This window comes from Clostridia bacterium, from assembly GCA_026414765.1.
Lineage (GTDB): Bacteria > Bacillota > Clostridia > Acetivibrionales > DSM-27016 > SKW86.
Genome location: JAOAIJ010000042.1, coordinates 139,080 through 149,307 on the forward strand (window position 1 = coordinate 139,080; position 10,228 = coordinate 149,307).

The following is a 10,228-nucleotide window of genomic DNA, read 5'->3' on the forward strand; positions in this document are numbered from 1 at the left end:
AGACCTTGACACAATAATCATATTGTAAGCTGCATTGCTGCATCCTCCGGAAGCTCTTCAAGCTTTTCTATGATCTCACGTTCAAGTAATTCTGCCATACCTGCAACTGTTGAAGCCGTAAAGAGCTCTTTCAAGCTTAGTTCAAAGGGATAGCTCTCCCTTAACCTGGAGATCACCCTGGTAGCCATAATAGAGTCTCCGCCCAACTCCTGAAAATTATCATAGATTCCGACCTTTTCAATGCCAAGCACCTCCTTCCAGATTTCCACAATAGTATTTTCAAAATCATTACGCACTCCATCATTATTTTCACCGGTATGAGCTACGACCTGGTCTTGCAATGTTTCTGCCGGTGAAAGGTCTTTTATCTTATATGGTGCCGCTATGTCATCTGCCTCTTTGCCCGTTTGAGCTACCCAATACCTCTTTGGGCTAAAAGGATAGGTAGGAAGCGGTATTTTGGAAAACCGCTCATTTGAAAACAGCTTTTCAAACTCTAGTGAATATCCCTGTGTATACAGGCTTGCAATAGTAGACAGGTATTCCAGATATTCGTCAGCAGAATCCGTATTCAGGCAGTTTTGAATGCATTCATTTCCAAACCTTTTCATGAACGCCTGCTCTTTATTAGCGCTTTCCACAGGTTCTGATAAATAAACCTGTGAAGGCTTATCTCTTCTCAACCATTTCTTTAGGAGCATACCCAGCTCATCCCAGCTCCTGGCCACACATGCCAGCCTGTAAGCAAAGTGTTTTCTTCCCAGAAGAAGAGTATAGCTCACATTCCCACAGTCTATCCTGGTTTCCTTCTCACAATACTCAATCAGCTGTCCGGCCTGTCTCTGAAGCTGCTCAAGAGAACGTGCGGATAAAACTATCAGATAACCGGGTTTTTCTGAATGCTTAGACTCTATAGCCGGAGCTTCTTCAATAACCATATGTGCATTGGTCCCACTGAAGCCAAAAGAACTGACAGCTGCACATCGTTTGGTAGCAGGCATTACCTCCCAATCCTTGAGATGTGTATTAATATAGAATGGGCTGCCCTCAAATCGGATATTAGAATTAACCGATTCAAAGTGAAGTGATGCAGGAATCTGTCTATGCTTTAGTGACAACAGGATTTTTATCACTCCGGCAACTCCTGCAGCAGTAGCAGTATGACCCAGATTAGTCTTGATTGATCCTATCGCACAGTATTCCTTTTTGTCTGTATCTTTCCGGAAAGCTCTGGCCAATGCTCCAAACTCGATTGGATCACCCAGTTTTGTGCCTGTACCATGAGCTTCAACCATCTGGATATCTCCGGCACTAATATTAAAGGCATCATATACATAGCGTTCCAAGCTTTCCTGAGAATTGGCACTAGGTGCCGTAATTCCATTAGTAGTCCCATCCTGGTTAATTCCCGAACCCCGGATAACTCCGTAAATATGGTCACCATCCTCAATGGCATCCTTAAGCCGTTTCAGAACAACTACTCCGACACCCTCGCCAGGGACAAAGCCGTCTGCCTTCTGATCAAACGTACGGCATCTCCCCGAGGGTGACATCATTTCTGCCCGGTTTCCTGCTATATAGTATTCGGGTGTACACTGTATGAATACCCCGCCGCCTAGTGCCATTTCCGTTTCGCCTGTCCAAAGCCCCTGACAGGCCAGATGAATTGCAACCAAAGAACTTGAGCACGCAGTATTGACTGATATTGCAGGTCCTCGAAGGTTTAGGTAGTAGGCTATGCGGGCAGGAATAACGGAGCTGTTGTTGCCCCACATTGCTTGCGCCGGGGCATCATTGCCAAACAGCCTGTTATAGTCTCCATCTCCGCACCCAACATAAACTCCGCATATACATCCCTCGACACCTGCTCCTGCATATCCGGCGTCCTCCAATGCCTTCCATGACTCCTCAAGAAAAAGCCTCTGCTGTGGATCCATATAGGTAGCTTCTAGTCCGGAAATATTAAAAAAGGAAGAATCAAACTTTTCAATACTCTCTAAAAAACTACCGTATTTGCAGAATTTTTCATTATCCGTGTGATATTGTGAAAGGTTCCATCTTGTAACCTCTTCAACCAGGTCGACGCCATTTGCAAGATTCTCCCACAAGTCATTTACCGTCTTTGATCCTGCAAACCGTCCACTCATACCAATAATAGCAATTGGCTCTTTTGAACCCGCACCTTCTGTACACTCCTGTTTCTTTCCGGTTTCATCCCCTTCCAAAAGTTCCTTTCTTCTAAGAATTCTCTTGGTTTTTGGGTAAACGATATCACTCTCTTGCACATCTGAGCTGGAACTGTTGTCTAAATCCATACATTTCGCATTCTTTTCCAGCCCTTTGACAAGTATATCTTTATATTGCGAAAGAATATGTGCTGTCAGTTGGTTTACAGAGCTGTAACTAAAAAGGCTTGTAGTTTCCAGGTCGATCATCAGCGCCTGGTTAATAAGCTGAACCAACTGAACTCCGGTAATGGAATCCAAACCATAGTCAGCGAAGGATTCATCAAAGTCTATGGCCTTGGCATTTACTTTTAATGCTTCCGATAATTTTTCTATAATTAATTCTTTAACATGATCCTGGACAATTTTCTCAGTTATGCCGGCATCCCCTTGTTTTTTTACTCTTTTCTCTGCTGACTGCTGCTGTATCTTCCTGAAGCACTCTTCCGATGCCTTCTCTTCACCAGATCCCAACCAGTCCGTTTCCTGCTTACTTGTCTTATAAGCCGGTTGCACATGGGGTTTTGATTGCTGTCTTTTGCGGATTATCCCGTTGCTTTGGGCGACAATAATCTGCTGTCCCAGCTTATGCGCCTCACTTGCCGGAAAAATAACCGGACTCAATCCTTCACTCTCCAGTACCGCTTTCCACGCATCAGGAAATAATCCGGGACAGCCCGGGATACGCAATGAAGTATCTTCATATAGCCACCAACCCTCCAGCAGTCCAAATGTCAGGTGGGTACACAAGTTGTTACTGCTTATTTCGTTTAGCAAAAGCAGCCCGTTTTTACATAAAGTTTCCTTAACATTGCGTAAAGTTTTGCGGATATTTTTTGTTGCATGCAACACATTGGTGGCAATTACAATGTCATACATTCCTGCTCCGATATCCTGTACCATTATCGGTACCTCTGCGTCAAATATCTTATAAACCAAATATGGTACCTTAGGACCATACTCCCTTTCTGCATGCATTAAAAATGCTTTGGATAAGTCTGAATAGCAATATTCATGTACATGATCCCGGTATGGCTCAAGCCTTTTGAAAACCATAGCACTGGTTCCCCCTGTACCTGCACCGATTTCAAGTATGCGGATCCGTACAGACGGCTCCTGCTTTATCCGTTCCTGGATATAGTAAACTAGGGTGTCGGCAAGCACTTTGTTAAAATAATCTGCAATCGAATTGTTTTTATAAATTCCTTCAACCAATTCCATAGATGAGCAGGGAAACATTATCTCTGTAGCGGCTGTTTTTCCTGTAAGTATTTCCGGCAAAACCCTCAGTGTTTCATTTACCAGGACTACATAGGCCTTAATATCCGGATTATTGACCCAAAGGCTCTTTTTTCGCTCCCATTCTTTCCATAAATCATTTATGTCTTCCAGGTCTGTATCAACAACGGAATACTCCTTTCCATCATAAGCAAGATAATTATTTCTCAGCAAAACCGCTGTACTTTCTTCAAGCCACCTGCTATAAAAGCCTTTCAACCCTGTTTTCACTTTATAGTCCGGTAATGATTGAGATTTCATAGTAAAAATGCCGATAGACTGAAGCTGTCTTAATAACAAACGACAAAGAAGATCATCAATCTCCTCTACCAGCCTGATTTGCTCAGAGTTCTGCTTTATAATATGCTGCGGGTGCTCCGGCACTGTAATGCAGGACGGAAGCTCCTGGTCTGAATCCGGACAAAGCTGTTTTGACAGCAGCTCCTTGTACTCTGATATCAATCGTTTTGCCAGTCCATGAAGGCTGTCGCATTCAAAAACCATTCCAGGCATCAAATCAAACTTGAATTTCAGATTGAGTATGTTTACGAATTCTGTGAGAGTCGCCGGTTTAAAGCCATATTCATTTAATCCGGTTGAGGCGTCAATAGCTTGAACATTGACTCCTAATACCTCAGCCGCCGCATTAATGATAACTTCCTCCAATTTGGCAATAAGTCTGTCAGTATTGTTTCCGATTGTAGAGCAGGCTGCACTATCCGATTTCGAGATATCCGAGCTATGAGCCTGGTTTTCAAGCATAACGGAAGGAATTTTTTCAGGTATGAAGGAAACCAGTTCTTCAGTACTTACTTCTTCCATAACCAGGGGTTTAGTTGTTTTTATCAGAGAAATCTGATTTATAGGCCCATCCAGCAAAAACTCCAATGCTTCCATAGCTTCAGGAGGCTCGATTGAACCTATACCTGCCTGTGCCATTCTCTGCTGATAATCGATGGAAGCAACACTCCCTGTACTACCCCAGTAACCCCAGTTCATTACTTTAACTGCACATTTCCATTCTGTAGCGAGTTGATGGGCAAAAGTATCAGCAAATGTACAGCCTGAAGCATAATTGCTTTGTCCTGCAGCTTTTGAGAAAGACTGCAGAGAGGAAAAAAACATAACAAAATCCAGTGATTCCCGTTGAAAAACCTGTGCCATACAGATGCTCACGTTGGCTTTAGCCGAAAATACGTTTTCAAACTGTTCTTCTTCCATATTTGCCAGGCTTTGATCCGATAACACCAGCGCAGAGTGAATGACTCCATTTATCTTGGTATATTTTTTCTTGATCTCTAAATAAGCCTGCTCAAGAGAATCGCGGTTTGCTGCATCTGCTGAAATATAGACAGGTGCAATTCCCTGGGTAGCAAGTCTGTCTATTTTTGATTGGATCACTTCATCCTTTTCCCGCCTGCCTATCCAAACTATACGGACTTTGTAGGTTCTGACCATATATTCACTCCAGGCTTCACCAATACCACCCGCTCCTCCTATTACGACATATACGCCTCCGGCCTTGTACGACTTCCCGGCACAAGACTGGGGGTCTACAGGTATTAATTTCTGTCCGTACCATTCAAATCTTCTATAAGCTGCAAAATTCCCTCTTGAATTTGCAGACAATGAAAAAATATCAGCGGCAGGCCATTCGCAACCGGATTCCAGATCAACAGCCCGTATCTTCCAGCCTGGATACTCTTTTGCCAAAGAGCCAATCAGCCCGTGGAGGCTTGCGTGGGCAGGATTTACTATGTCATTTCCCGTAACAGGCTGGGCTTGAGCAGTAATTATACTCCAACCCAGATCCTTTTTACCATAGCCTGAGCGCAGCAAGGCTTTTATTAGCCTGAATGCCCGGATAACCTCACTTCCCTGTTCTATGGCGACTGCATTTCCTGCCTGAGAAGCAAAACTGCTGTCTCGAGCAATCCAGATTATATGATCTACAGGTCCGAGACTCTCTAATTTTTCCTCAATTTCCCCAATAGTATCTTCTGATTGAATCTCCATTGACATTACTTCAGGGTAGTACCCCTGTATGCACTCTTTGTTCTCTTCATTCCCTCCAACAATGACGATTTTTGAACCCGGTTTTGGGAAATCTCCTTTTTTCTCTATCTGAATAACATCCCATACCGGAGTCAGGATATTAACCTCCGTATGCAGTTCTCCGGAGGTTTCACTCTGATATGGGTTTGTCACGCCATCTTCCTGAACTTTTTTTTCAAATACCCTTGATGAGAATCCCTTCATTCTAATGCACAAATATCCCATATCGTTATATACATCAATATCAAGTTTTTCTACCTTTCCCCCTGCCACGCTTCCTTCACTGTACTGTACATGAGCCCACATAGTGGAAGTGCATTTATCAAAGGTTTCAAGTTCTTGCAGGGCAAATGGCAGTACAGGCCTTGCGGGTGTGACATCTCCAGGGTTTATCAAGCCGTCTGGCCGGATCTTTAAGCCTATGCATGACTGTAATGCAGCATCCATCAAGCCGGGGTGCAGCACAAACCGGTCTGCTGTATCAGAAATACACGAGGGCAGTAATATTTCCGCGATTACTTGCCCATCTCCTACAAATATCTTTTCAAGTCCCTGATGGCTTGACCCGTATTCAATTCCCATTGCACCAAATGCTTTATAGCACTGTTCCCGTAAAATCACGCCCTTGCTGCACATAGCTTTAACTGTTTGAATATCCAAAACCGGAACTTCAGCGTCCCGTTTCATTTGTACGCTTCCTTTGCTGTGGATCACGCGGCCACTTCCGGCCTCTCTGGGTTTGCTATAGATTTCATAATTAACTTTTTTACCATTCTCAGCGTTAAGTGCTATATGTATTTGAACAGGCTCTTCATTCAAAGAAACCGGCCTCAGCCATACTACATCTTTAATGCGGACTCCCGTCCAGTCTTCTTCACAAACTTCAGCCGACTGCTCCACTGCTGCCCTGGCCATCTCAAGGTATGCTACCCCAGGCAGGACACTCTGTCCCAGCACTATGTGATCCCGCATGAAAAACTCCTGGCCTGTAAAGGTCGAGGTAAACCGCTGTTCATATAAATTTGAAGTGTTTTTATGCAGCAAAGGGTGAATCATATACTGGGCGGCCGGATCTCCGTATGACCTACAGACATCGCTGCCATCGGCCTTCTGCACCCAATAACTTTCTTTTGCAAACGGATAAAGAGGTAGACTGATCCTGAGCGGCTTATGATCCTTGTAAAGAATGTTCCAATCAACTTCCAAGCCCTTGACCCAAAGACTTAAAAGTTTTTCATATTTCCCTTTCGTTATCCATACCTCCACTGTCCTGGCCATATCTTCATCTGCAGCGAAGAGAGCTACAGTGTCTTTATTGGTTTTAACCTGTCCTCTGTACAATTCTGTAATACTTTCATTGCCTTCCAAAAACTGTACAAGCTTATCCTCAAGGTCTTTGAAGGAATTCACAGTAGCAGCCAACCGCTCTTCCATGGCTTCCCTACCTACCTGCAGGGTGTATGCAACATCCGCAAGATTGCTGTCAGATAATTTTTGCTCCCTTATTGCGGTCAATATTCTCTGAACCTTTGCTCTAAGACCTTCCTCATTCTTTGCCGACAACACTATTACAGCGGGCTTCTCAGGTGAAACAGCAATTTCACGCCCCTCCTGCCGGGATGAAATGTATTCCTGTATTACTATATGGGTGTTGGCTCCACCTGCCCCAAAGGAGGAAATACCGGCAATCCTCGGATACTCCCGCGACTCACCATTGATTTCAACTACCGGCCGTTTCCATTCTGTCAGCTCCTGTTGGACTAAAAAGGGAGTACTGCTAAAATCAATATTGGGATTAAGCACCTTTGAATGAAGTGATGGTACCAATTGGCGGTACTTAAGCTGAAGCAGGACTTTTGTGACTGCAGCAATACCTGCAGCACTTTCACAATGACCTATGTTGGATTTTACAGAACCAATGGCACAATAATTCTTATCACGTGAATATTCTTGAAAAGCTTTAGTCAGGCCGGAAACTTCTATAGGGTCCCCTAATGATGTTCCCGTCCCATGAGCTTCAATATAGCTGATTGTGCGGGGATTCACCCTTGCTATCCGCAGCGCTTCGGAAACCAATTTATACTGGGCATTTGGATTGGGTACCGTATAGCCATTGGTTTTTCCTCCGGAATTTACCATACTGCCTTTGATTACTCCATAAATATGGTCACCATCAGCGACAGCTTTTTCTAAAGGTTTTAGTACAATTGCTCCAACCCCTTCTCCATCGACAAACCCGTCCGCATTATCACCAAATGCTTTACATTGTCCATCGGAGGACAGCATTGTTGCTTCCGATAACCTCAAATAATGGACGGGGTCCATAATAAGGTTTACTCCCCCCGCAACAGCACATTCACTCGTTCCGTTGTACAAACTTTCCAATGCAAGATGGATCGCTGTCAAAGATGAGGAACAGGCAGTATCTACTGCCATACTAGGTCCCTGAAAATTAAACACATATGAAACACGGTTGGCAACCGACCAAAAGCTTTGCCCGGTGGGATAGTTTCCATTCATGACGCCTACGAACACGCCTATTTTTTTGTTTTCGGATAAATTGTAAGGCGTATACCCTGCATCTTCGATACTTTCATATGCCACTTCAAGGAAGAGTCTCTCCTGAGGATCCATCCTCTCAGCGTCAACAGGAGATATATGGAAGAATAGCGGATCGAACTTATCAATATCCTTTACAAATCCACCCCATTTGCTGTATATAAAACCTTTCCTTCCCCTCTTCGCATCGAAGTACTTCTTCCAATCCCAACGGGCTTCCGGGATTTCAGTAATACAATTCTTTCCTTCCTTTAAATTGTTCCAGAATTCATTTGCATTGTCTGCTCCTGCATAGCGCCCGGACAGGCCAATAACCGCAATATCCCTAGATATAGCAGACAATTCTGTTTCCTGCTCACGGTCTTGCAGGAAATGGAGTCTTTTCCCAAACGAAGCTTTATTTTTTACTGTCAAAGGGGCATCTTTTGAAGCGTAGCCTGCACTTTCTGCATTATTTTCACCTACCGCTTCCTCCAGGCCTACAAGTTCAGACAAAGAATCTTTTTGCGTTTTTATAAAGTGTTCAACCAGAGCATCAATAGTCTGATATTCAAACAGCAATGTACTGCTGATATCACTTAGTACTTCACGCAATGCATTGGTGAGCTGGATAACCAAAATCGAATCTATACCGTATTTCTCCAATTGCTCTGAAGAATCAACCTTGTGGTATGGAATTTTCAGTATACTGCTTACCAATTTTCTAAAGTATGCCCTGCTTTTTTCTCTTAGTAAATCCACACTGTTTGCTTCTATCTGCATTTCCGAAGGTTTTTTGTTCAAAGACATTCTTTTCTTGAATTCTGGGGCATTATTCTTACCCGCTTGATTTTCTGATACCTTGTTCTGTCGTCTTTGTCGGACAACCCCGTCACTTTCCGCAACAATGATTTGCTGCCCTGAGTCATGTGCTGTATGAGCAGGAAAGAAGACAGATCTGAAACCTTCACTTTCCAGAACCTCCTGCCAGGTCTCTGCAAACAGACCGGGACAACCCGGTATGCGCAGCTCCTGGTCATCATACAACCACCATCCTTCTAAGAGCCCAAAGGTTAAGTGGGCAAACAAAGAATTACTGCTTATCTCATTTATAAGAAATAAACCGTTATTCTTAAGGGTAGCTTTAGCATTCCGAAGTGTCTGCCTTATGTTTTTGGTTGCATGCAGTACATTAGTAGCAATCACTACGTCATATCCGCCGGCATCAATATCCTGTCCGGAGAGCGGCTTTTCCACATCAAAGATATGATAGGTCAAATACGGATTTTGGAGCCCGTACTCATTTTCTGCATGCAGTAAAAAAGCTTTGGATATATCCGTGTAGCAGTATTCCTTTATACTTTCCTTATAAAACTGAAGCTTTTGGAAAACAGCCGCACTGGTTCCTCCTGTACCTGCTCCGATTTCAAGGATGCGGAGCCGGGCAGCCGAATCCTGTTTTAGCCTCTCTTGTATATAGACAATCAGAGTATCCGCAAGAACTTCATTAAAATAATCGCAAACTGGATTGCCCTTATATATTCCTTCAACCAATACCATTGAGGAATCAGGAAAGATTACTTCCGTAGCCGGCTTTTCCCCTCTGAGGATTTCCGGCAACGCGCCCAGTGCTGTTTCTACAAGAGCTACGTGATATTTCAAGGAGGGATTGTCCACCCAATCGTCTTTTTTCAGTTCCCATTCCTTCCATACCGCATCCATATTCACCGCATCAGTATCAACCGTAATGTATGACTGTCCGTCATATTTAAGATAGTTTTTACGCAATAAAAACCCTACACTTTCTTTCAACCACCTGTCATACAAGCTGACAAACCCGATTTTCGCTTTATTGTCGGCTATTATTTGCTTATCCGCTACAAGAAGACCATTTGACGCCAATTGTCCACAAAGCAGCTTGCAGAGAAGCTTATCCATTTCGTGAACCTGCTGTCCTTCTTCCTGGTTTTTACATTGGTACTGCGAGGTTTGCTCTAAAATACTGTGTTTTATACTCTGGATATTTGAAGGAATACTTTCAGGATAAACCGTGATAAACTCTCCTAACTGCAGTCCTAGACTATAATTCATAATTTCACCCCTGATTTACAAATATTTATTACCCTCACAAT

Annotated in this window: 1 protein-coding gene; it reads right to left on the reverse strand. The window is 43.6% G+C overall.

Annotation, left to right across the window (positions count from 1 at the left end):
* Positions 1-17: 17 nt before the first annotated feature.
* Positions 18-10,187 carry an SDR family NAD(P)-dependent oxidoreductase gene (locus N3I35_15910; protein MCX8131565.1) on the reverse strand — a complete coding sequence of 3,390 codons (10,170 nt, stop codon included), beginning with the start codon at positions 10,185-10,187 and terminating at the stop codon, positions 18-20.
* Positions 10,188-10,228 lie beyond the last annotated feature (41 nt).

Coding starts and splice junctions, on each gene's coding strand:
- N3I35_15910 (MCX8131565.1), bottom strand. CDS start 10,187: ATGAATTATAGTCTAGGACTGCAGTTAGGAGAGTTTATCACGGTTTAT.